The organism is Variovorax boronicumulans NBRC 103145 (genome assembly GCF_001591345.1).
Classification (GTDB): domain Bacteria; phylum Pseudomonadota; class Gammaproteobacteria; order Burkholderiales; family Burkholderiaceae_C; genus Variovorax; species Variovorax boronicumulans.
The window spans coordinates 28,410-50,793 of the sequence record NZ_BCUS01000020.1 but is presented as its reverse complement, the minus strand read 5'-3'; the positions used below and the strand labels follow the sequence as shown (position 1 = coordinate 50,793).

Genomic DNA, 22,384 nt, shown 5'->3' with positions numbered 1-22,384 from the left:
ACTGAAAAGATAGCAAATCAGTAGACCAGCCGCTCCGGCCGCAGCTCCTGCAGGATCGTGGTGGCGATTTCCTCGATCGACTTGGTGGTCGTCGAGAGCCAGCGGATGCCGGCGCGCCGCATCATGGCCTCGGCCTCGCTGATTTCGTGGCGGCAGTTCTCCAGGCTGGCGTAGCGCGAGTTGGGCCGGCGCTCGTTGCGGATCTCGCTCAGCCGCTCGGGCTGGATCGTCAGGCCGAAGATCTTCTTCCGGTGCGGGCTCAGCGCCGGCGGGAGCTGGCGGCGGTCGAAATCTTCGGGAATCAGTGGGTAATTGGCCGCCTTCAGGCCGTGCTGCATCGCCAGGTAGAGCGAGGTGGGCGTCTTGCCGCTGCGGCTCACGCCGACCAGGATCACGTCGGCGCCTTCCAGGTCGCGGTGGCTCTGGCCGTCGTCGTGCTGCAGGCTGAAGTCGATGGCCGCGATGCGGTCGTTGTAGGCCTTGCTCTTGCTGACGTCGCTGAAGCGGCCGATGCGGTGGTTCGACTTCATGGCCAGTTCGATTTCGAGCGGCCGAACGAAGGTGCCGAACATGTCGAGCAGCATGCCCTTGCAGCCGGTTTCGATCACGCCAAGCACGTCCATGTTGGCCAGTGTGGTGAAGACGATGGGCCGAACGCCCTCGACCTCGGCCGTATGGTTGATCTGCCGCACCGCCTGGTGCGCCTTGTCGACTGTGTCGGTGAACGGCAGCCGCACGTGGCGCGGCTTCATCTCGAACTGGGCCAGAACGGCGTTGCCGAAGGTTTCGGCGGTGATGCCGGTGCCGTCGGAGACGAAGAAAACGGTGCGTGTATGCATGGTGTTGCTTTTGCGGCGGAGTCCTGCGGCGCGCGCGACCTGCCACGCCTACAATCCGGGCCATTATCGGGAATCCGCTTTCCCCACCCCCTCGAATTCTTTCCATGCACACCGCGACCGCACCCAAAGCAACGACAACGATCGTGCTGCGCCGTCTGCATGCAGCGCCGGTTTCAACTTCTGGAGCTTCCCCATGTCTGCACTTTTCGAGGCGACCGCACTGGTCGTGCCATTTGAAAACCTGAGGATGACCGACGTCGAGTCGGTTGGCGGCAAGAACGCCAGCCTCGGCGAAATGATCTCGCAGCTGCCACAGGGCGTGCGCGTGCCGACCGGTTTTGCGACCACGGCCCACGCGTTCCGCCAGTTCCTGGCGCACGACGGCCTGGCCGACAAGATCAGCAAGCGCCTGGCTGCGCTGGACACCGAAGACGTGCGCGCCCTGGCTGCGGCCGGCGCCGAAATCCGTGCCATGGTCGAAGCCCAGCCGTTCCCGGCCGACCTGCAGAAAGCCATCGGTGAGGCTTTCGCCACGCTGAGCGCCGGCAACCCCGCCGCTTCGTTCGCCGTGCGCTCCTCGGCCACCGCCGAAGACCTGCCCGACGCCTCGTTCGCCGGCCAGCAGGAAACCTTCCTGAACGTGGTCGGCATCGACGACGTGTTGCACAAGATGAAGGAGGTGTTCGCCTCCCTCTACAACGACCGCGCCATCAGCTACCGCGTGCACAAGGGCTTCGAGCACGACGTGGTCGCGCTCTCGGCCGGCGTGCAGCGCATGGTGCGCTCCGACCTCGGCGCCGCCGGCGTGATGTTCACCATCGACACCGAGTCGGGCTTCGACCAGGTCGTGTTCATCACTTCGAGCTACGGCCTGGGTGAGACGGTGGTGCAGGGCTCGGTGAATCCTGACGAGTTCTACGTGCACAAGCCGACCCTCAAGGCCGGCAAGAAGGCCGTCATCCGCCGCAATCTCGGCTCCAAGCTGATCCAGATGGAGTTCGCCACGCCCGAAGAGAAAAAGGCGAGCGGCAAGCTGGTCAAGACCACCGACGTCAAGGCCGAGCAGCGCAACCGCTACTCGCTGAGCGACGCCGACGTCGAGCAACTGGCCCGTTACGCGCTGGTGATCGAAGAACACTACGGCCGCCCGATGGACATCGAGTGGGGCAAGGACGGCACCGACGGCCACCTCTACATCCTGCAGGCGCGTCCTGAAACGGTGAAGAGCCAGCAGCAGGGCAAGGCCGAGCAGCGCTACAAGCTGCTGGGCAAGGGCGCCGTGCTGGCCGAAGGCCGTGCCATCGGCCAGAAGATCGGCACGGGTGCCGTGCGCATCGTGCACAACATCAGCGAAATGGACCAGGTGCAGGCCGGCGACGTGCTCGTCACCGACATGACCGACCCCAACTGGGAACCGGTGATGAAGCGCGCCGCCGCCATCGTCACCAACCGTGGCGGTCGCACCTGCCACGCGGCCATCATCGCGCGCGAACTCGGCATTCCGGCCGTGGTCGGCTGCGGCGACGCCACCGACCTGCTCAAGGACGGCACGCTCGTCACCGTGAGCTGCGCCGAGGGCGACACCGGCTTCATCTACGACGGCCTGCTCGAGACCGAAGTGACCGAAGTGCAGCGCGGCGTGATGCCCGAGATCGATCTGAAGATCATGATGAACGTGGGCAACCCCCAGCTCGCCTTCGACTTCGCGCAGCTGCCGAACCACGGCGTGGGCCTGGCCCGCCTTGAGTTCATCATCAACAACAACATCGGCGTGCACCCGAAGGCGATCCTCGACTACCCGAACGTCGACAACGACCTGAAGAAGGCCGTCGAGTCGGTGGCCCGCGGCCATGCCTCGCCGCGCGCGTTCTACGTCGACAAGGTGACCGAGGGCGTCGCGACCATCGCCGCTGCGTTCTGGCCCAAGCCCGTCATCGTGCGCCTCTCGGACTTCAAGTCGAACGAGTACCGCAAGCTGATCGGCGGCAGCCGCTACGAGCCGGAAGAAGAAAACCCGATGCTGGGCTTCCGCGGCGCGGCGCGCTACCTGAGCGCCGACTTCGGCGAAGCCTTTGCCATGGAGTGCGAGGCGCTCAAGCGCGTGCGCAACGACATGGGCCTGACCAACGTGCAGATCATGGTGCCCTTCGTGCGCACCCTGGGCCAGGCCGAGCGCGTGACCACGCTGCTGGGCGAGCATGGCCTCAAGCGCGGCGAGAACGCGCTCAAGCTGATCATGATGTGCGAGGTGCCGAGCAATGCCGTGCTGCCGGAAGAGTTCCTGAAGTTCTTCGACGGCTTCTCGATCGGTTCGAACGACCTGACCCAGCTCACGCTGGGCCTGGACCGCGACTCCGGCCTCGAGCTGCTGGCGGCCGACTTCGACGAGCGCGACCCGGCCATCAAGGCACTGCTGAGCCGCGTCATCAAGGCCTGCAAGGCCGAAGGCAAGTACGTCGGCATCTGCGGCCAGGGCCCCAGCGACCACCCGGACTTCGCGCTGTGGCTGGCGGAGCAGGGCATCGAATCGATCTCGCTGAACCCGGACAGCGTGATCGACACTTGGCAGCAGCTGGCCCAAAGAGGCTGAGCCTGCGCGCGGCGGGCATGCCCCGCCGCGTGGTGCAGCGCGACGAATGGCGGAAATCCCCATGGGGGATTCCCCCCGTGCCTGCCTGTGCAAATGAAACAAAGTGCGTTTCCGGTGTCAGACTCGTGACATTCGCAGGCGGCGCAATCCGGCTGCCTGCCTGAGGTGATGCGGGCCCGTCAGGGCCTGTGTCAGCACTTCGCCGGAGACCCCCATGATTCTTGTCAAGACGGAAGCCGGACAGCAGGTCCTCAAGGACCGCTCGGTGCCGTTGACGCCGCGCCAGCGCTCGGCCTTCATCCAGTTCGATGGCAAGCGCTCGATCGACGACGTGCTGGCCTCAGGGCTGGGCATCGGGCGCGAAGAGGTCGAGCAGATGGTCGCCCTGGGCCTGCTGGCGCCTCTGGCCGGCCAGCCGCCAGCCGTGGCGCCCGCAGTTTCGGCGGCCCCGGCGCCTGTTGCATCTTCCGGCCGCAGCCGGCAGCAGCGCTACAAGGACGCGTATCCGATTGCCACCCAGCTGACCGGCAGCCTGGGCCTGATGGGCTTCCGGCTCAACCTCCAGGTCGAAGGTACGACCAGCTACGAAGACCTCCTGGCACTGGCGCCCAAGATCCGTGCCGCCGTGGGCCCGGAGAAGGCCGCTGCCCTCGACAAGGCCCTCAACGACTGAGGTGCCTTGCCGGATCGCGCAAGACAGGGCTATAATCGCCGGCTTTGCCTTGCCATACCGCGCCCGACGCTGCGGGTGGCTTTTCCTCTTCCACGGAAGAATCCACAAGGAGTGCCATGCGTCACTACGAAATCATCTTGCTCATCCACCCGGATCAGAGCGAACAAGTTCCGGCCATGCTGGAGCGTTACAAGGGCCTGATCACGGCCGGCGGCGGCAAGGTCCACCGCGTTGAAGACTGGGGCCGCCGTCAGCTGGCTTACCAGATCAACAAGCTCAACAAGGCCCACTACCTGTGCGTCAACATCGAAGCTGAACAAGCCGTGATGGGTGAACTGGAACACGCGTTCAAGTTCAACGATGCCGTGCTGCGTCACCTGACCGTTCAGAAGAAGAAGGCCGACACCGGTCCTTCGTCGATGATGAAGACGGTCGAGCGCGAAGAGGCCCGCAAGGCCCAGCAGGCCGAATACGCCGCCAACAACAACTGATGGCGTGACGGCTGCCGCTGCGGCGACCGGGGTCAACCAGCTTCTGCTGACCGCCTCTGTCGCCGAACTCGGAACCCTGCGATACACGCCAGCCGGCCTGCCCGCCCTCGATCTGAAGCTCGACCATGAGTCGACGCTCCAGGAGGCGGGAAAGCCCCGGCAGGTGAAGACGGCCCTCAAGGCCGTTGCGTTCGGCGCCATCGCCGAGCGGCTCGCAGCGCAGTCGATGGGAAGTCTCTGGCGATTCCAGGGGTTTCTCGCGACACCGGGCAACGGCAAGCATCCGGTCCTGCACATCCAGGATTTTCAGCAAGATTAATTTTCGACAAGAGGTCCCCCAATGGCCACGTTCAAGAAATTCAACAAAGACAAGCGCCCGAAGCGCAACACCCAGTCGCTGCTGTTCAAGCGCAAGCGCTTCTGCCGTTTCACCGTCGCTGGCGTCGAAGAAATCGACTACAAGGACATCGACACGCTGCGTGACTTCATCAGCGAAAACGGCAAGATCATCCCCGCACGCCTGACCGGCACGCGCGCGATCTACCAGCGTCAGCTGAACACCGCCATCAAGCGCGCGCGCTTCCTGGCCATGGTGCCGTACAGCGACCAGCACCGCGTCTAAGAAGGAGCACACACCATGCAAATCATTCTTCTGGACAAGGTTCTGAACGTCGGCGGCCTGGGCGACATCGTCAAGGTCAAGGACGGCTACGCACGCAACTTCCTGATCCCCTCGGGTCGCGCCCGTCGCGCCACCGCTGCCAACAAGGCCGAATTCGAAGCCAAGCGCGTCGAACTCGAAAAGGCTGCGGCCGCCAAGCTGGCCGAGTCGCAAGCCCAGGGCGAGAAGCTCGCCGGCTCGACCGTCAAGCTGACCCAAAAGGCTGGCGTGGACGGCCGTCTGTTCGGTTCGGTCACCAACGGCGACATCGCCGAAGAGCTGAACAAGCAAGGCTACAAGGTTGCCAAGTCGCAAGTGCGTCTGCCCAACGGCCCGATCAAGGTCGTTGGCGACAACACCGTGAGCGTCTCGCTGCACACCGACGTGGTCGTCGAGATCACCGTCACGGTCTACGGCGAAACCGCCTGATCGTTCACAGCGCCCGGTGCGCTGACGTAAGAAAGCCGCCTTCGGGCGGCTTTTTCTTTTCTGCGCGCGAGTTGTCCACCTCGCCGCACCGGAAGTTCACTGTTTATTAACAACCTTGTCCACACACGCCGCGCCCTGCGCGGCTTAGCATGCAGGGTTGCAAGGGAAGTCCATGTCCGCCGTTTTCTCCTATGCCGACAATGATTCGTCGGCCGACCGCCAGATCGCGCAATTGCGCATTCCGCCTCACTCCATCGAGGCCGAATCCAGCGTGCTGGGGGGCTTGCTGTTGGACAACGGCGCCTGGGACCGCATGGGCGACCTGCTGGTCGATGGCGACTTCTACCGCCACGAGCACAAGCTGATCTACGCGGCCATCGGCGGGCTGATCAATGCCAGCAAGCCGGCCGACGTGATCACGGTCTTCGAGCAGCTGCAGAACCTGGGCAAGGCCGACGACATCGGCGGGCTGGTCTACCTGAACTCGCTCGCGCAGTACGTGCCGAGCGCGAGCAACATCCGGCGCTACGCCGAGATCGTGCGCGAGCGCTCCATCCTGCGCAAGCTCGTGACCGCCGCCGACGAGATCGCCACCAACGCCTTCAATCCGCAGGGCAAGCCGGTCGACAAGATCCTGGACGAAGCCGAACAGAAGATCTTCAACATCGGCGAAGAAGGCACGCGGATGAAGCAGGGTTTCCAGAGCATGGATTCCCTGGTGGTCGAGCTGCTCGACCGCGTGACCGAGATGGCCGAGAACCCGAACGACATCACGGGCGTGCGCACGGGCTTCAACGACTTCGACAAGATGACCTCGGGCCTGCAGCCGGGCGACATGATCGTGCTGGCCGCGCGTCCGTCGATGGGCAAGACCTCGCTGGCGATCAACATCGCCGAGCACGTGGCGCTCGAAGAGGGGCTGCCGGTGGCGGTGTTCTCGATGGAAATGGGCGCCGCCCAGCTGGCAGTGCGTATCGTGGGTTCCATCGGTCGCATCGACCAGGGCCACCTGCGCACCGGCAAGCTCAGCGACGAGGAGTGGCCGCGCCTGACCGAGGCCATCGAGAAGCTGCGCACGGTGTCGCTGCACATCGACGAGACGCCGGGCCTTTCGTCCAGCGAACTGCGCGCCAATGCGCGCCGGCTGGCGCGCCAGTACGGGCGCCTCGGCCTGATCGTGGTCGACTACCTGCAGCTCATGTCCACCAGCAGCTCGGGCGACGAGAACCGCGCCACGGCCGTGGGTGAAATCTCGCGCGGCCTGAAGATGCTGGCCAAGGAACTGAAGTGCCCGGTGATCGCGCTGTCGCAGCTCAGCCGCGGCGTGGAAGCGCGTACCGACAAGCGCCCCATGATGAGCGACTTGCGCGAATCCGGCGCCATCGAGCAGGACGCGGACATCATCATGTTCATCTACCGCGACGACTACTACAACAAGGAGTCGAAGGAACCGGGCGTGGCCGAGGTGATCATCAGCAAGCACCGGAACGGCCCGACCGGCACGGTGAAACTGGCCTTCCTGAAGCCGATCACCAAGTTCGAGAACCTCGTCGGCTACAGCAACAACGACGAGTACTGACCGCAGGGCAGCTCGTCAGCCGGCGTCGCTGCCAGGCTCGGACATCGAGGCCGGCGGCTTCTGCTCCCACACCTTGTGGCGCTGTGCCTCGGCCTTCACCTGCCGCAGCAGATCGGCCAGCGTCTTGCCGGGTTCGTCCTGGAAGCGCGTGGTGAGCACCTCCACGGTCTCCATGCGGTCGACCCGGAAGCCGCGGAAATCGTTGCGCAGCTCGCACCACGTCGAGAGCGTCCAGACCTTGCCCCAGTAGAAGCAGCCCAGCGGACGCACCGTGCGCTCGCTGGCATCGCCCGAGACGTCGCGGTAGTGCAGCCGCAGCTTCTGGTGCGCCTGCACGGCCTCGCGCAGCGTCTGCAGCCGGGTGCGCAGGGCGTCGTCGAGACCGAGCGCGGGCGCATACAACGCCAGCGCCTCGGCCGACACGCGCGCCGCCGGTGGCAGCACCGACAGGATCTTGCCCAGGCCGGTTTCGATGTTGCGCGCCATCGCCGGATCGACCCAGCTCTGGGTCATGCGCGCGGCGGCCACGAGCGCCGACGCTTCGTCCTGCGTGAACATCAGCGGCGGCAGCTCGAAGCCCGCGCCGAGCCGATAGCCGACGCCGGCCTCGCCCTCGATCGGCACGCCCTGGTGCTGCAGGTCGGCCACGTCGCGGTACACCGTGCGCTCCGACACCTCCAGGCGCTGCGCCAGGAAGGCGGCCGTGGTGAGCCGGCGGCCGCGGATGAGCTGCACGAGCTGGAAGAGGCGGTCGGCGCGTCGCATCAACGCGTTCCGACGAGCTTCCTGGCGAAGTCCTCGACAAAGTAGCGCTTGCCGCGCTGGACCACCGTGTGGCCTTCGGCCTCGAGCCGCGACATCTGGGCCTCGATGCCGCCCGGGTACTTCGGGTTGAGCTCGCCGCCGATCTTGAGCGTGCGCCAGTACGGTGTGCCTGGCGTGCGACCGGCGCCGGTCGTCATGGCTTCCTCGGTGGCATGGGCCACCATGTAGGCGAAGATGGCCGTGGTCACGGTGCAGCCGATGGTGGCCTGGTGGCGCGCCGCGATGTCTTCGCCGATGCCGAGCACGGTCGCGAGCCGGCCTTCGGGCACGCCACGCATGGCCTCCTCGACCTCGGCGGGCGAGGGCGTGGCGATGGTGCCCTCGCCATGCCGCGCGCGCATGGCCGGGGGAATGGCCTTCACGTTCGGCAGGTTCGGGTAGCCGGCCAGCCTGTCGCGCCAGCCCTTGCGTGTGCTCATGAGACTCCGATGTGGATCGCCACTGCGTCCGGCCCCTCGTAGGCTTCGAAATCGCTGCGGTAGCGGCGAACGATTTCCGGGTGCGCCTCGAAATACTGCCAGATGCGCTGCCAGGTGGCGATCACCATCTGCGGCATCTCGCCGCGGCCGCTGAACACGAGGTAGTCGCCGGCTTCGATGGCGACGCTGTTGGCGCCATCCGAGACGGCGACGCCGGCCGTCATGTCGAAGGCGCCGTGCGCGTCCGATTCGTAGGCGGAGTAGACGCTGAAGATGCGCGTGTCGCTGGTGCGGTGCGGCGTCGACTCGTAGGTCTGTTCGCCGAAGAAGCGGTTCCACAGCGCGCCGATGCGTGCGGTGGCGGGGTCGATCTCTTCGCGGTTGGTGGTGCGTACCGTGAGGCCGCAGACGCGGAAGGCGTCGTGGTGTTGGCGGATGGGGTCCATGCGTTTTTTCTCCGGAAGTGGCGGATGAGGAGGGCGAAAGCGCTCAAAACAGGAGCGCCTTCGGTTCGGCCTTCATCGTCTGCGCGATCAGTTTCATGTCGATGTCGGTGATGTCGAACAGGCCGAAGCGGAACTTGTAGCCCCATTGCTTCGGGGTTTCGATGAAGGCGAGGCGTTCGATCAGCGGGGCGATGGGCGCCTCGTGTGCGGCGACGTAGGCCACGTCGCGACGCCACGGGACGAAGCCGTTGCCCATGTCGAACTCGTACGGATCGCCCGACTGCACGATGCCCAGCGCCACGAAGCTTTGCAGCTTGTCCGTGCCGCCGAACACCGTGGCCGGTGCGTAGTAGGCCACGCGATCGCCCGCCGCCACGCGCTTGAGCGGCGCGAGCTTGCCGTGGCCCACCTGCATGAACCCGAGCGGCCGGTGGTCCCGGCCGCGCCGGGCGTGCTCGGCGCTGGCGACCGCAATCCAGTTGCGTTGTGCCATGGTGTCTCAGGCGGGGGCGTGCAGGCCGACTTCGTTGCCTTCGGTGTCGCGCAGGTGGGCGATGAAGCCCATGCCCGGCGGCAGCGCCGACTTGGGGGCCACGATCTGCCCGCCGGCCGCTTCGACGCGCGAGAGCACGGCATCGATGCTGGGCATGCAGTCGAGGTAGACGCGGATGCCGCTGCCCGCCTGCGCGCTGGTGTTGGCGCCGGGCTTCAGTGCACCGCCGGTGGCGGGGTCATCGTAGGGAAACACGGCCAGGGGGTTGCCGCCGAAGTCTTCGCGGCGCAGCTTGCGCGCGAGCACGGTTTCGTAGAAGGCCTGGGCGCGGTCCAGGTTGGCGACCGGAATCTCGAACCAGGTGATGGCATGGGTGGTCATGAAGTGCTCTCTTTCGTTCGTTGCGTTGGAAGGAGCCTGGATGGTGCGAGCCGCCTCCTGACAACGTCTTGTCAGTAGCCTGTCATGGCGGGCGAAAAAAAGCCCGCGATGCTCTGGGAGCATGCGCGGGCTTGTGTCGGCCGGAGCCGATGAATCTAGAGCACGTCGCTTGCGAAATCGGCCAGGCGCGAGCGTTCGCCGCGCGCCAGCGTGATGTGCCCGCCGTGCGGCCAGCCCTTGAACTTGTCGACCGCGAAGGTCAGGCCCGACGAGCCTTCGGTGAGGTAGGGCGTGTCGATCTGCGCGAGGTTGCCCATGCAGATGATCTTCGTGCCGGGGCCGGCGCGGGTGATCAGTGTCTTCATCTGCTTGGGCGTGAGGTTCTGCGCCTCGTCGATGATCACGTACTTGTTCAGGAAGGTCCGGCCGCGCATGAAGTTCATGCTCTTGACCTTGATGCGGCTGCGGATCAGCTCGTTGGTGGCCGCGCGGCCCCACTCGCCGGCACCGCCGCCGTCGCCCTTGGCCAGGAATTCGAGGTTGTCGTCGAGTGCGCCCATCCAGGGGCCCATCTTTTCTTCCTCGGTGCCGGGCAGGAAGCCGATGTCTTCACCGACGCTCACCGTGGCGCGGGTCATGATGATCTCGGTGTAGCGGCGGTCGTCCAGCACCTGCGTGAGGCCGGAGGCCAGCGCCATCAGCGTCTTGCCGGTGCCGGCCGTGCCGGTCAGCGTGACGAAGTCGATCTCGGGGTCCATCAGCAGGTTCATCGCGAAGTTCTGCTCGCGGTTGCGCGTGTTCACGCCCCAGACCGCGTTCTTGCCCGAGCTGTAGTCCTTGAGCGTCTTGAGCACCGCGGTCTTGTCGCGGATCTCGGTGACGCGCGCGTACATGCTCGGCTCGCCGGGCGCCTCGAAGAAGACGAACTGGTTGATGTACAGGTTGGGCACCAGCGGACCGCTGATCCGGTAGAAGGTGTTGCTGCCGCTTTGCCAGCTTTCGACCGTCTTGCTCTGGCGGGTCCAGAAGTCGGGCGGAAGGGCGAGCGAACCGGCGTAGAGCAGGTCGCCGTCTTCCAGCGTCTTGTCGTTCTGGTAATCGTCGGCGGCCAGGCCCAGCGCGCGCGCCTTGACGCGCATGTTGATGTCCTTGGACACCAGCACCACTTCCTGCTTCGGCTTGCCCGGGCGGTCCTTGGCGTACTCGTCGCGCAGCGCGTGCACGACGCCCAGGATCTGGTTGTCGGCCTTGCCCTGGGGCAGGCTGATCGGCAGCGAGTAGTCGAGCGGGGCGGTCTGGAAGAAGAGGCGCCCGCCGGCTTCACGGTGGCCGGTGGTGTCCAGCTTCAGGCCCTTGTCGATGTCTGCGTCCTGCGCGGCGGCCAGCGCGTCGAGCGTGCGGCTGGTCTGGCGGCCGTTGCGCGCGACTTCGGTCGTGCCCTTCTTGTGGCCGTCGAGCTCTTCCAGCACGATCATCGGCAGGAAGATGTCGTGCTCCTCGAAGCGGAACAGGCACATCGGGTCGTGCAGCAGCACGTTCGTGTCGAGCACGAACAGCTTGGCGGGGCCGGTGGACTTGCGCTTGGGGCGTGCCGGGGCCTGCTGGGGCGCCGCGATAGGCGTGGCGGCTGCCGGGGTGGGCGTGGGCACGCGCGTCTCGACTTGCACCATCGCGGGTTGTTGTTGCTGCGGTGCGCTCACCGGTGCCGACGTGGGTGCCGGGGCGGGTGCAGCCTTGGTTTTTGCGCGGCGTGCCGGGCGGGCGACAGGCGCATCGCCGCCGCCTTCCGTGCCGAGGTTGTCGAACAGCTCCAGCGGCTGCGGTCCGCTCTTGGCGGGGGCGTCGTCGCGCGAATCGCCGGAACGGCGCGAGTTTCTGTGCGAGGGACGGGCGGGTGCGTCGATGGCGTCCGGCGAGAGCAATGCGGCGCGTTTCGTGGGGGCGGGAGGCAATGGCATGGGTCAGGTCGCTCGCAAGGAAGAAAGAGGAGGGCCGGAAAACGAAAAAGCCGCCTGTAGACCCAGGCGGCTTCGTTCGGAGGATGCGGTCGTGGAGCTCAACGGCATGAGGCCATTATGCACACCGCAAAAGACGCACCAGAGGCTCTTTGCACACCGCGTGGGGCAATTCCCACGACTTGATGCAAAAGCGCACGCCCGGTGCCTTGCGGCGCGATCAGGCGGCCTTCTTGAGTGCCTTGACGGCCTTGAGGACGTCTTCGACATGGCCTGGAACCTTGAGCCCGCGCCATTCGGCCTTCAGGATGCCGTCGGCGCCGATCAGGAAAGTGCTGCGCTCGATGCCCTTGACCTTCTTGCCGTACATGATCTTGTTCTTGACCACGCCGAACATGTGGCACATTTTTTCTTCGGTGTCGGCAATCAGTTCGAAGGGGAGTTCGAGCTTGGCCTTGAATTCGTCGTGCGACTTCATGTTGTCGCGCGACACGCCGAAGACCGTGGCACCGGCTTTTTCGAAGTCTTTGTAGTGGTCGCGGAACTGCATCGCTTCGGTCGTGCAACCCGGAGTGTTATCTTTCGGGTAAAAATACATGACCATGACGTGGCCGAGGTGCGAGGTGTTCGAAACCTTGATGCCGCCCGTGGCGTTGGCGTCGAATTCAGGAATGGGTTTGTTGACAACGATCGCCATGAAACTTGTTTTCTCCGTTAGATTCCGTTCTCCGAGCCCTCTCAGCCTTTTTCGGGCTTGCTCGATGAACGGAGGATTGGTCGTTGCTAACTTGGGGTAGCTGGCCGGTTCGCAACCCGGTATTTTACCTCGAAAACCCCTCTCTCAGCCACCCGCCGGGCTCTCGACGAGCAGGGCGGCGATGACGTGCCGGCCTTCGCCGGCCAGGATGTTGTAGGTGCGGCAGGCTGCCGGGGTGTCCATGGTCTCCACGCCAGTGCGTTGCGCCATCAGGGGCTGCAGCCATGCGGGCTGGGGAAATCGGATGCGGTTGCCGCTGCCGAAAATGACCAATTCCGCGCCCAACGACGCCAATTGCGCGAATTGTTCGGGGCCCAGCTGGTCGAAACGCGTGCAATCCCAGGCAAAGCGTTCGCCACGCGAACCCACGACCACGCTGCCCTCCACCTTTTCGTTGTTGATCGCGACCCAGCCGGGGCCGTGTGCGGTGAGGGTCTGGACGTCGGATTTGTCGGGCTGGAGCTTCATCGGGGCACTGGGAACTGTGGTCAAATTATAGGTTTTCCCTAGTGACACGAGGCCCGCAGGGGCCTTTGACCTTCGAGTAAACCCGCCCGGGAGGGCCCCTTTGAAGCAGCTCAAGAAATCGGCCAAGCTGGCCAACGTCCTCTATGACATCCGCGGTCCCATCATGGACGCCGCCAAGCAGATGGAGGAAGAAGGCCAGAAGATCATCAAGCTCAACATCGGCAACCTGGCCGTGTTCGGCTTCGATGCGCCTGAGGAGATCCAGCAGGACATGATCCGCAACCTGCCGACCTCGGCGGGCTACTCGGACAGCAAGGGCGTTTTCGCGGCGCGCAAGGCCGTGATGCACGAGACCCAGAAGCAGGGCATCGCGGGCGTCACGCTCGACGACATCTACCTGGGCAACGGCGCCAGCGAGTTGATCGCCATGTCCACCAACGCGCTGCTCAACGACGGCGACGAGCTGCTGCTGCCGGCCCCCGACTACCCGCTGTGGACCGCCTCCACGAGTCTGTCGGGCGGCACGCCGGTGCACTACCTGTGCGACGAGGACAACGGCTGGATGCCGAACCTGGCCGACATCCGCGCCAAGATCACGCCGCGCACCAAGGGCATCGTGGTCATCAACCCGAACAACCCGACTGGCGCGCTGTATTCCGACGAGTTGCTCAAGAGCCTCGTCGAGATCGCCCGCGAGCACGGCCTCGTGATCTTCGCCGACGAGGTCTACGACAAGGTGCTGTACGACGGCGTCAAGCACACGGCCATCGCCAGCCTGTCGACCGACGTGCTCACGCTGACCTTCAATTCGCTGTCCAAGAGCTACCGCTCGTGCGGCTACCGCGCCGGCTGGCTCGTGGTGTCGGGCGACAAGCGCAGCGCACGCGACTACATCGAGGGCCTGAACATGCTCTCGAACATGCGCCTGTGCGCCAACGTGCCGGGCCAATGGGCGATCCAGACGGCGCTCGGCGGCTACCAGAGCATCAACGACCTCGTGTGCGAAGGCGGGCGCCTGCGCCGCCAGCGCGACCTGGCCTACGAACTGATCACCGCCATTCCGGGCGTGAGCTGCGTCAAGCCCAGCGCCGCGCTCTACATGTTCCCCAAGCTCGACCCCGCGGTCTATCCGATCGCGGACGATCGCCAGTTCTTCCTCGAGCTGCTGAAGGAAACCCGTGTGATGCTGGTGCAGGGCACCGGCTTCAACTGGGCCACGCCGGACCACTTCCGCATCGTGTTCCTGCCCCATGAAGACGACTTGCGCGAGGCCATCAACCGCATCGCCAAGTTCCTGGAGCAGTACCGGTTGCGTCGCAAGACGGGACCATGAAATCCGCCTGCGTCGCTGCCGCGCTCTTGCTGGGCGCACTGTCTGTCGGCGCGGCCGGGAAGAAAGATCCGGTCTCGTTCTCGCACAACGACTGGGAACTGGTCTGCGACAACACGCTGACCTGCCGCGCCGCCGGCTACCAGGCAGACGGCGGGGAGCACCAACAGGTGTCGATGCTGATCACCCGCGCGGCCGGGCCGAACACGGCCCTCGATATTCAACTGCAGATCGGCGATGACGGCAGTGCCAAGGGGCCGCTGCGTTTCAAGGTCGGCAAGGCCGCCCTGTCCGGCCTCGACGCGGGAACCGCCAGCTTCGACCAGGGCCAGATCCGCGCAGTGCTGCCCGAGCTGCTCAAGAGCGACGACGCCACCGTCACTGCCAACGGCGGCAAGAAGTGGACGCTGTCGCTCGCCGGCCTCAACGCCGTGCTGCTGAAAATGGACGAAGCACAAGGCCGCGTCGGCACCCCGGGTGCGCTGGTGCGCAAGGGCGCCAAGCCCGAATCTTCCGTGCTGCCGCCGGTGCCCATGCCCGTCGTCCATGTGGTCAAGCCGCCGAAGGCGCGGCCTGGCGACGACGCGCTGGCCGCGCGCATCTTTCCGTCGCTCGACCTGAAAGACGCGCGCGAGCAGTGCAACAACCAGGACCAGGTCAACGCCAGGTCGGTGGAGGTTCACCGCCTGAGCGACCGCAAGGTGCTTCTGGCGCTGGGCTGCGGCGTGGGCGCGTACAACTACACCACGCTGCTCTGGACCGCCAACGACAAGCCGCCCTATGCGCCCGTGTCGCTCGAAGCGAGCGGCGAGTTCGACGACAAGGACGCCAGCGTCACCTCTTCCATGAAGGGCCGCGGCATCGGCGACTGCTGGTCGAGCGAAACCTGGCACTTCAACGGCACGACCTTCGTGCGCACCAGTGCGAACGGCGACGGCATGTGCCGCGGCTTCGCGGGCGGCGCCTGGAGCCTGCCGCGCTACGTCAGCCGCCTCGTGGACGCCACAGCACCGTCTCTCACCCCATCCAAACCATGAACGCGACCCCTCCCATGAAATCCATCCAAGTAGGCCTGCTCGGCGCAGGCACGGTCGGCAGCGGCACCTTCAAGGTGCTCCAGCGCAACCAGGAAGAAATCAAGCGCCGCGCTGGCCGCGGCATCGAGATCACCATGGTGGCCGACCTCGACACCGCCCGTGCCCGCGAAGTGGCCGGCGAAGGCGTGAAGGTGGTCGCCGATGCGCGCGAAGTCATCGCCAACCCCGACATCGACATCGTCATCGAACTCATCGGCGGCTACGGCATTGCCAAGCAGCTCGTGCTCGAAGCCATCGCGGCCGGCAAGCACGTGGTCACGGCCAACAAGGCACTGCTTGCCGTGCACGGCACCGAAATCTTCGCGGCCGCGCATGCCAAGGGCGTGATGGTGGCCTTCGAGGCCGCAGTGGCCGGTGGCATTCCGATCATCAAGGCGCTGCGCGAAGGCCTCACGGCCAACAGCATCCAGTGGCTGGCCGGCATCATCAACGGCACGACCAACTTCATCCTGTCCGAGATGCGCGACAAGGGCCTGGACTTCGCCACCGTGCTGAAGGAAGCCCAGCGCCTGGGCTACGCCGAAGCCGACCCCACCTTCGACATCGAAGGCGTCGACGCCGCGCACAAGGTCACGCTGATGAGCGCCATCGCCTTCGGCATTCCGGTGCAGTTCGACAAGGCTCACGTCGAAGGCATCACCAAGCTTGCCGCGCAGGACATCAAGTACGCCGAGCAGCTCGGCTACCGCATCAAGTTGCTGGGCGTGACCAAGCGCACCGCCCAGGGCATCGAGCTGCGCGTGCACCCGTCGCTCGTGCCGTCCAAGCGCCTGCTGGCGAACGTCGAGGGCGCCATGAACGCCGTGGTCGTGCACGGCGACGCCGTGGGCACCACGCTGTACTACGGCAAGGGCGCCGGCAGCGAGCCGACCGCCAGCGCCGTGATCGCCGACCTCGTCGACATCACCCGCCTGCACACCGCCGACGCCGCACACCGCGTGCCGCACCTGGCGTTCCATCCCGACGCCATGAGCGACCTGAAGGTGCTGCCGATGGCCGAGGTCGTCACCAGCTACTACCTGCGCCTGCGCGTGGCCGACCAGGCCGGCGTGCTCGCCAAGGTGACGGGCCTGCTGGCCACCGCCGGCATCAGCATCGACGCCGTGCTGCAGCGCGAAGCCGACGAAGTGGGCGGCGAAGGCTCGACGCAGACCGACCTCATCATCCTCACGCACGACGCGCGCGAAGGCACCGTCAATGACGTCATGGCCGAGCTGCAGGCGCTGCCGACCGTGCTCGAGCCCATCGTGCGCATCCGCAAGGAAGAGTTGAAGTGAACTACCTGAGCACCCGCGGCCACGCCGACCGCAAGCGCTTCTGCGAAATCCTCCTCGAAGGCCTGGCGCCCGATGGCGGCCTGTACCTGCCCGAGACGTACCCGCAGGTCGACACCGCCACGCTCGCAAAGTGGCGCACGCTGCCCTACGCCGAGCTGGCCTTCGAAATCCTCTCGCTGTACATCGACGACATTCCCGCGGCCGACCTGAAGGCGATCTGCGCGAAGACCTACACGGCCGAGGTGTTCGGCACCGACGAGATCGTGCCGCTGCGCGAGCTCGAAGACGGCGTGTACCTCGAAGCCCTGTCCAACGGTCCCACGCTGGCCTTCAAGGACATGGCGATGCAGCTGTTGGGCAACCTGTTCGAGTACGAACTGGCCCGCCGCGGCGCCGAGCTCAACATCCTGGGCGCCACCAGTGGCGACACCGGCAGCGCGGCCGAGTACGCCATGCGCGGCAAGAAGGGCGTGCGTGTCTTCATGACCTCGCCCGACGGCCGCATGAGCCCGTTCCAGCAGGCGCAGATGTTCAGCCTGCAGGACGCCAACATCCACAACATCGCCATCACTGGCGTGTTCGACGACTGCCAGGACATCGTCAAGGCGGTGTCGAACGACCTGGGCTTCAAGCGCAAGTACCGCATCGGCACGGTCAACTCGATCAACTGGGCGCGCCTGCTGGCGCAGGTTGTTTACTACTTCGCGGGCTACTTCCAGGCCACGGCGAGCAACGACAAGCCGGTGAGCTTCACCGTGCCCTCGGGCAACTTCGGCAACGTCTGCGCGGGCCACGTGGCGCGCATGATGGGCCTGCCGATCCAGACGCTGGTGGTCGCCACCAACGAGAACGACGTGCTCGACGAGTTCTTCCGCACCGGCGTGTATCGCGTGCGCGCGGCGGTCGACACGCACGAAACCTCCAGCCCCTCGATGGACATCAGCAAGGCCAGCAACTTCGAGCGCTTCGTGTTCGACCTGGTCGGCCGCGATGCAGACCGCCTGCGCCAATTGTTCGTGGACGACCTGGGCCTGACGGGCAGCTTCGACCTGAGCGCCGACCCGGCGTTCCAGCTGGCCGCCGAGCGCTTCGGCTTTCGCAGTGGCCGCAGCACGCACGCCGACCGGCTCGCGATGATCCGCGACACCGAGAAGCGCTTCGCCACGCTGATCGATCCGCACACCGCCGACGGCCTCAAGGCCGCGCGAGAGCAGCTCACGCCCGGCGTGCCGATGGTGGTGCTCGAGACCGCGCTGCCGATCAAGTTCGCGGCCACGGTGGTCGAGGCGCTGGGCGAGGAGCCCGCGCGCCCGAAGAAGTTCGAAGGCATCGAAGCCTTGCCCAAGCGCGTGGTCCAGCTGCCGGCCGATGCCGAGGCCGTCAAGGCCTACATCGCCCAGCACTGCGACTGACCGGGCGTCCGCGGCATGAAGGTCGTCGGCTTCGCCGGGTATTCCGGCGCAGGCAAGACCACGCTGGTGGAGCGCCTGATTCCCGTGCTCAAGCAGCGCGGGCTGCGCGTGTCGGTGGTCAAGCATGCGCACCACCGCTTCGACATCGACCACGTCGGCAAGGACACCTGGCGCCACCGGCAAGCCGGGGCCTTCGAGGTGGTCGTCGCGTCCGACCAGCGGCTCGCGCTGATGCGCGAGTTCGAGGTGCCGGTCGAGCTCACGGTGCACCAGCTGCTCGCCGAGTTGCATCCGGCGGTCGACTGGGCGCTGGTCGAGGGCTTCCGGCACAGCGACGTGCTCAAGATCGAGGTCTGGCGCCCGAGCGGCGACGGCGAGGCGCCGCGCCCCGCGCTGTACATCGACGACCCCTTTGTCACCGCCATCGCCACCGATGCGCCGGACGGCCTGCCCGAGGCCACGGTGCGCCCGGTGCTCGACCTCAACGACGCCGAGGCCATTGCCACGTGGTTGATCGACAGCGGCGAGCGCTTCGACTACAACCCCGGACACCATGGCTGATTCCTCTCCCGTTCCCTTCGCCGCCTCGTCCTCGCGCCCGCCGTTGATGCCGCTCGATGAAGCGATCGCGGTGCTGCTCGCCAAGGCCCGGCCGCTGCTGCCGGCCGAGAGCGTCGGCACCTTCAATGCCGACGGGCGCGTGCTGGCACAGGACCTCGTCTCGGGCCTCACCGTGCCGCCGCGCGACAACAGTGCGATGGACGGCTACGCCGTGCGCGCGGCCGATTGCGCCACGCCCGGCACCGAGCTGGCCGTGACGCAGCGCATTCCCGCCGGCACCGTCGGCACGCCGCTCGCGGCCGGCACGGCGGCGCGCATCTTCACGGGGGCGCAGATCCCCGAAGGCGCCGACGCGGTCGTCATGCAGGAAGACACGGCCGCCACGCCGCAAGAGGGCGGCCTGGGGGCGGTGCGCATCGCCATCGCGCCCGTGGCCGGCCAGTGGGTGCGCCGCGCAGGCGAGGACGTGGCCTCGGGCGACGTGGTGCTCCAGCGCGGCGAACGCCTCACGCCCGCCGCGCTCGGCCTGGCCGCCAGCGTCGGCTTCGACCGACTGCAGGTCGCGCGCAAGCCGCGCGTGGCCATGCTCTCCACCGGCGACGAGCTGGTGATGCCCGGCGAGGTCGCGCCCGACGCGATGAAGCCCGGCGCGATCTACAACTCGAACCGCTTCTTCATGCGCGCGCTGCTGCACCGCCTGGGCTGCGAGGTGAACGACCTGGGCATCGTGCCCGACAACCGCGAAGCCACCATCGCCGCGCTGCGCGAGGCGGCCGAGGCGAGCGACCTCATCATCACCACCGGCGGCGTCTCGGTCGGCGAAGAAGACCACATCCGCGCCGCGCTGCAGTCGCTGGGCGAGCTGCAGCTGTGGTCGCTGTCGATGAAGCCCGGCAAGCCCTTCGCCTACGGTTCCATCGCGCGCAAGAACGGGCAGGGCGCCTGCCACGTCACGGGGCTGCCCGGCAACCCGGTGTCGAGCTTCCTGACCTTCCTGATGCTGGTGCGGCCCTTCCTGCTCGCGCTGCAGGGCGCCACGCGCGTGGCGCCCGCGGCCGTGCCGTTGCGCGCCGATTTCGACTGGCCGCGCGCCGACAAGCGCCGCGAGTTCCTGCGCGTGCGGCGGAACGCGGCGGGCGGGCTCGACCTGTTCGCCAACCAGAGTTCGGGCGTGCTCACCTCGATGGTCTGGGGCGACGGGCTGGTCGACAACCCGGCGGGCCGGACCATCCAGGCCGGCGACACCGTGAACTTCATTCCCCTCGCATCGCTGCTCGGCTGAACCACCCCATGAAGGTCCGCATCCGTTATTTCGCCTCCGTGCGCGAGGCACTGTCCAGCAGCGGTGAAACCGTCGACACGGCCGCCGGCACGCTGGCCGCCCTGCGCGACGAACTCATAGCCCGCGGCGGGGCCTACGCCATTGCGCTCGCACGCGGCAAGGCCGTGCGCATGGCGCTCGACCAGGCCATGAGCGACGAAGCCGCCGCGCTGAACGACGACTGCGAAGTCGCGTTCTTCCCGCCCGTCACGGGCGGCTGAGCCGCGCGTCCAGCGCCACGAGGCGCTCGCGCAGGCCGTCCGACGCGCGCGTCATCGGCGAGCGCAGTTCGTCGCGCAGTTCGCCCGCATGCGCCAGCAGCGCCTTCAGCGGGCCCGGGTTGGGTTCGGCAAACAGCATCTCCAGCAGCGGTTGCAGCGGTTGCCATTCGGCGCGCGCCTCGGCCAGCCGGTTCTCGGCCAGCAGGCGCACCAGCCGCACGAGGTGCTTCGTCTGCACATGGCCGCTGGCCGCGATGGCGCCCACGCCGCCTTCGGCCATGGTGGCGAAGATCTGGTGGTCTTCGCCCGTGAGCACCTGCAGCCGGCCGTCGGCGATCACCGCGCGCGTCTTGGCCATGTCGCCGCCGCAGTCCTTGATGCCGCGGATGCGCGGGTGCTCGGCCAGCGCCAGCATCGTCTCGCGCGAGATGGTCACGCCCGTGCGGTAGGGGATGTCGTAGACCAGCACGGGCACCGTGCTGGCATCGGCGATGGCGTGGAACCACTCGAGCACGCCGGCCTGCGACGGGCGGATGTAGTGCGGCGCGGCCACCAGCAGGCCCGCCAGCGGGCGTTCCGAGAGCCTGCGCACCCATGCCGTGGTCTTGCCCAGGTGGTAGCCCGACACGCCCATCACGACCGGCAGGCCACCCGCGGCGGTCAGCACGGTGTCGAGCACGGCCAGCTGCTCGGCCTCGTCGAGCGCGGCGGCTTCGCCGGTCGAGCCGCAGGGCACGAAGCCGGTCACGCCGTCGTTGGCGAGCCGGCGCACGAGCGCCGCCAGGGCGGTGTGGTCGACCGCGCCGTCGCGGAACGGGGTGACGAGGGCGACCCACAGGCCCGAGAAATCGGTGGCGGTGTCGGCGGTTGGTTGTTGATGTGGCACGCAGGCTTCCTTTCAGGAATCGACCGATGGAAAGAACCACCGTCCGATGCGCGCGCAACCCAAGAGGGGCCAAAGCCTTGGCAGGTTCCGTCGCTCATCCGACGACGGAACCTCGGCTCCGGTCAGACGAGCTTTGGTTTTTTGGCTTTGTTGCCCTGGCGCGCGCGTGCCTGGCCTTCGAACGAAGGCGAGAGGCGGATGGACGTGCGGCGCGAAGGCATGGGCTGCATTGTCGCGCCTAGGCCGGCGGTGCGGTGGCGCTGCGTTGCAGGCTCACGACACGGCCGCCCTCGGCGGCGCGGGCATTGCCCAGGAATTCGACCGTGACCTGGTTGCCCAGCTGCGCGTCGGTCTTGAGGTCGAGCGCGCCGAACAGCTGGCCGTCGACCCGGAACCAGCGCACCTCCGCCGTGTGCTTGCCCTGCGGCACCTGGGCCGTGAGGATTTCGGTGACCGGCCCGCTCACCGTGTGCAGGTGCGTGAACCGGCGTGCGCGCAGCAGCTGCGGCAGCACGCCGACCGCGAACACCAGCGCACAGATGGCGGCCGCGTACCCCGCCATGAACAGGCCGAAGCCCGGGCGAAAACCGTCGGCCCACGCCGTCCCGATCGCCAGGACCGCGCCGCCCGCCAGCACGACGCTCATGAAGCGGCGGTCCGAGCGCCCGGCGCGCCGACGGTCGCGCGAGGTGGCTGGCCGCTCGCTGCGCATGGCCTGGCGCGCCATCGGATAACGCGTGCGCAGCAGCAGATGCACGGCGTTGTCGCGCGCCACGCATTCGATCTCGACGGGCGCCTGCGCCAGGTGCCGCACCGCCGTCAGTGGTCGGCCCGTGGCGTGGCTGCGAGGCGCGTCCAGGCCCAGCACCGGCACGACGTCGACGTGGAACTGGCCGTCGACCGTGTAGCGCAGCGCGCCGCCGGGCAGGGCGGCCACGTGGTCCACGGTGCCGGCCACGGTGAACTTGCTATTTTTCGCCAGGGCCTCGCGGGTGGCCTGGGCCAGGCGCCGGTCGATCCGCGCCCGATGGGTGAACAGCCACACGCCCAGCAGCAAGGTGACCAGTGCCGCCGCGTTCATCGCCAGGGCCAGGCCCGGCGGGGCGCTGGCCAGCCGCCCGATCACCACGAAGACGAGGGCGCAGCCCGCCAGCAGCACGGCGAGCACCGCCAGGCCGGCGGCCGGGGTGCGCGCGGCAAGGTCGACGCGCCGCAGCATCTCGACATCGTCGGGTGTCAGGGGCTGCGACGTGGGGGCCGGCATCGGCGCAGT

At 67.0% G+C, this 22,384-nt stretch carries 25 protein-coding genes; 14 read left to right on the top strand and 11 right to left on the bottom strand.

Going from position 1 to position 22,384, the window contains the following annotated elements; all coding sequences use genetic code 11:
- Positions 1-17: 17 nt before the first annotated feature.
- On the bottom strand, positions 18-839 hold the full coding sequence (ppsR, locus tag VBO01S_RS08545) for a posphoenolpyruvate synthetase regulatory kinase/phosphorylase PpsR (protein ID WP_062473023.1): 822 nt from the start codon (positions 837-839) through the stop codon (positions 18-20).
- 193 nt (positions 840-1,032) lie between these two features.
- Here ppsR and ppsA point away from each other — a divergent pair, with 193 nt between their 5' ends.
- The 7 genes from ppsA to dnaB all read left to right on the top strand — a co-directional run bounded on the left by ppsA (position 1,033) and on the right by dnaB (position 7,262).
- The gene (gene ppsA / locus VBO01S_RS08540; RefSeq protein ID WP_062473021.1) at positions 1,033-3,429 is read left to right on the top strand and encodes a phosphoenolpyruvate synthase; all 2,397 of its coding nucleotides are present in this window, start codon (positions 1,033-1,035) and stop codon (positions 3,427-3,429) included.
- A 214-nt stretch (positions 3,430-3,643) separates the two neighbouring features.
- Positions 3,644-4,102: a hypothetical protein gene (locus VBO01S_RS08535; protein WP_062473018.1), complete on the top strand. Its 459-nt coding sequence runs from the start codon at positions 3,644-3,646 to the stop codon at positions 4,100-4,102.
- A 116-nt stretch (positions 4,103-4,218) separates the two neighbouring features.
- Complete coding sequence (rpsF, locus tag VBO01S_RS08530) at positions 4,219-4,593, top strand: 30S ribosomal protein S6 (RefSeq protein ID WP_062473016.1); 375 nt, start codon at positions 4,219-4,221, stop codon at positions 4,591-4,593.
- A gap of 4 nt (positions 4,594-4,597) precedes the next feature.
- Positions 4,598-4,912: a primosomal replication protein N gene (gene priB, locus VBO01S_RS08525; protein ID WP_062473014.1), complete on the top strand. Its 315-nt coding sequence runs from the start codon at positions 4,598-4,600 to the stop codon at positions 4,910-4,912.
- Between the two features lie 21 nt (positions 4,913-4,933).
- Positions 4,934-5,215: a 30S ribosomal protein S18 gene (rpsR, locus tag VBO01S_RS08520; RefSeq protein WP_007830781.1), complete on the top strand. Its 282-nt coding sequence runs from the start codon at positions 4,934-4,936 to the stop codon at positions 5,213-5,215.
- A gap of 15 nt (positions 5,216-5,230) precedes the next feature.
- Positions 5,231-5,683, top strand: a complete 453-nt coding sequence (gene rplI, locus VBO01S_RS08515; protein WP_056583114.1) for a 50S ribosomal protein L9 — start codon at positions 5,231-5,233, stop codon at positions 5,681-5,683.
- Positions 5,684-5,855: 172 nt separating this feature from the next.
- The gene (gene dnaB / locus VBO01S_RS08510; protein ID WP_062473012.1) at positions 5,856-7,262 is read left to right on the top strand and encodes a replicative DNA helicase; all 1,407 of its coding nucleotides are present in this window, start codon (positions 5,856-5,858) and stop codon (positions 7,260-7,262) included.
- A 15-nt stretch (positions 7,263-7,277) separates the two neighbouring features.
- Here dnaB and VBO01S_RS08505 read toward each other — a convergent pair whose 3' ends face one another.
- The 8 genes from VBO01S_RS08505 to VBO01S_RS08470 form a co-directional block, all read right to left on the bottom strand.
- Entirely contained in the window at positions 7,278-8,027 is a 750-nt protein-coding gene (locus tag VBO01S_RS08505; RefSeq protein WP_062473010.1) for a helix-turn-helix transcriptional regulator, read from the bottom strand.
- Entirely contained in the window at positions 8,027-8,506 is a 480-nt protein-coding gene (locus VBO01S_RS08500) for an MGMT family protein (RefSeq protein WP_062473008.1), read from the bottom strand. Before VBO01S_RS08500 ends, VBO01S_RS08505 begins: the two co-directional genes overlap by 1 nt.
- A complete protein-coding gene (locus VBO01S_RS08495) occupies positions 8,503-8,952 on the bottom strand; it encodes a GyrI-like domain-containing protein (protein ID WP_062473006.1) in 450 nt (149 codons plus the stop codon). The genes VBO01S_RS08500 and VBO01S_RS08495 overlap by 4 nt, the downstream gene beginning before the upstream one ends.
- Before the next feature lie 43 nt (positions 8,953-8,995).
- A complete protein-coding gene (locus VBO01S_RS08490; RefSeq protein WP_062473004.1) occupies positions 8,996-9,445 on the bottom strand; it encodes an EVE domain-containing protein in 450 nt (149 codons plus the stop codon).
- A 6-nt stretch (positions 9,446-9,451) separates the two neighbouring features.
- A complete protein-coding gene (locus VBO01S_RS08485; protein WP_062473002.1) occupies positions 9,452-9,826 on the bottom strand; it encodes a VOC family protein in 375 nt (124 codons plus the stop codon).
- 155 nt (positions 9,827-9,981) lie between these two features.
- The gene (locus VBO01S_RS08480) at positions 9,982-11,784 is read right to left on the bottom strand and encodes a PhoH family protein (RefSeq protein WP_062473000.1); all 1,803 of its coding nucleotides are present in this window, start codon (positions 11,782-11,784) and stop codon (positions 9,982-9,984) included.
- A gap of 217 nt (positions 11,785-12,001) precedes the next feature.
- Entirely contained in the window at positions 12,002-12,478 is a 477-nt protein-coding gene (locus tag VBO01S_RS08475; protein WP_062472998.1) for a peroxiredoxin, read from the bottom strand.
- A gap of 144 nt (positions 12,479-12,622) precedes the next feature.
- Entirely contained in the window at positions 12,623-13,006 is a 384-nt protein-coding gene (locus tag VBO01S_RS08470; protein WP_062472996.1) for an Mth938-like domain-containing protein, read from the bottom strand.
- Positions 13,007-13,106: 100 nt separating this feature from the next.
- Between VBO01S_RS08470 and VBO01S_RS08465 the strand changes: the two genes are divergently transcribed.
- Genes VBO01S_RS08465 through VBO01S_RS08435 form a run of 7 tightly spaced genes read left to right on the top strand, consistent with a single transcriptional unit; the run spans position 13,107 to position 20,225 of the window.
- Entirely contained in the window at positions 13,107-14,339 is a 1,233-nt protein-coding gene (locus tag VBO01S_RS08465; RefSeq protein ID WP_062472994.1) for a pyridoxal phosphate-dependent aminotransferase, read from the top strand.
- The gene (locus VBO01S_RS08460) at positions 14,336-15,373 is read left to right on the top strand and encodes a DUF1176 domain-containing protein (RefSeq protein ID WP_062472992.1); all 1,038 of its coding nucleotides are present in this window, start codon (positions 14,336-14,338) and stop codon (positions 15,371-15,373) included. The genes VBO01S_RS08465 and VBO01S_RS08460 overlap by 4 nt, the downstream gene beginning before the upstream one ends.
- A gap of 14 nt (positions 15,374-15,387) precedes the next feature.
- Positions 15,388-16,710: a homoserine dehydrogenase gene (locus tag VBO01S_RS08455; RefSeq protein WP_062472989.1), complete on the top strand. Its 1,323-nt coding sequence runs from the start codon at positions 15,388-15,390 to the stop codon at positions 16,708-16,710.
- On the top strand, positions 16,707-18,122 hold the full coding sequence (thrC, locus tag VBO01S_RS08450) for a threonine synthase (RefSeq protein ID WP_062472987.1): 1,416 nt from the start codon (positions 16,707-16,709) through the stop codon (positions 18,120-18,122). The genes VBO01S_RS08455 and thrC overlap by 4 nt, the downstream gene beginning before the upstream one ends.
- Positions 18,123-18,137: 15 nt before the next feature.
- On the top strand, positions 18,138-18,683 hold the full coding sequence (gene mobB, locus VBO01S_RS08445; RefSeq protein ID WP_062472986.1) for a molybdopterin-guanine dinucleotide biosynthesis protein B: 546 nt from the start codon (positions 18,138-18,140) through the stop codon (positions 18,681-18,683).
- Positions 18,676-19,965, top strand: a complete 1,290-nt coding sequence (locus VBO01S_RS08440; protein ID WP_062472985.1) for a molybdopterin molybdotransferase MoeA — start codon at positions 18,676-18,678, stop codon at positions 19,963-19,965. The genes mobB and VBO01S_RS08440 overlap by 8 nt, the downstream gene beginning before the upstream one ends.
- Before the next feature lie 8 nt (positions 19,966-19,973).
- Positions 19,974-20,225: a MoaD/ThiS family protein gene (locus VBO01S_RS08435; RefSeq protein WP_062472983.1), complete on the top strand. Its 252-nt coding sequence runs from the start codon at positions 19,974-19,976 to the stop codon at positions 20,223-20,225.
- Here the strand turns inward: VBO01S_RS08435 and dapA are convergent.
- Positions 20,212-21,111, bottom strand: a complete 900-nt coding sequence (gene dapA / locus VBO01S_RS08430) for a 4-hydroxy-tetrahydrodipicolinate synthase (protein ID WP_062472981.1) — start codon at positions 21,109-21,111, stop codon at positions 20,212-20,214. The two genes, VBO01S_RS08435 and dapA, sit on opposite strands and share 14 nt — an antisense overlap.
- A 238-nt stretch (positions 21,112-21,349) precedes the next feature.
- Positions 21,350-22,375, bottom strand: coding sequence for a hypothetical protein (locus VBO01S_RS08425; RefSeq protein ID WP_157627312.1), 1,026 nt, complete (start codon positions 22,373-22,375; stop codon positions 21,350-21,352).
- Positions 22,376-22,384 lie beyond the last annotated feature (9 nt).